We start from the raw sequence: 463 nt of genomic DNA, 5'->3' as shown, positions 1-463 counted from the left end.
CGGAATTGATGCTCGCCTGCGGTGGCACGATCGCGCCCTGGTGCGCCAGCATCACCTTCGGCGGCCCGGACCTGAAGACGGTCTATGTCGGCAGCCTGAAGGGCTCGCGCATTCCCTATTTCCGCTCACCCGTCGCCGGTCTGCCCATGCCCCATTGGTAGGTCCGGCGTCGTTCGACGACGCTCGCTGCAATCAAAACAACGATCCGGGAGGAACCATGAAGCGCATCTTCTCTGCACTGGCGGGCGTATCCGCGCTGTGCCTGGCCGGTCGACGACCGCACCCGTGCCTTCTCGGAACGCTTCAAGGCCACACATGGCGCCGTGCCCTCGGCGATCCAGGCCGGCATCTACTCTTCCGTCCGCCACTACCTGAAGGCGGTCGCCGCCGCGAAGTCCGACGACGCCAAGACGGTGATCGCCAAGATGCGCGAATTGCCGATCGAGGACGACGTCGTCCGCAA

The 463-nt window shown here is 65.2% G+C and carries 1 protein-coding gene; it reads left to right on the top strand.

Features of this window, described 5'->3' with window-relative positions; all coding sequences use genetic code 11:
• Positions 1–233: 233 nt before the first annotated feature.
• Positions 234–463, top strand: a 230-nt coding sequence (locus AC1DIN_RS29935; protein WP_476812364.1) for an ABC transporter substrate-binding protein, incomplete at its 3' end; no start/stop codon positions are given.

The organism is Allobosea sp. 05T438 (assembly GCF_056396025.1).
This window is presented reverse-complemented; position numbering and strand designations above follow the sequence as displayed.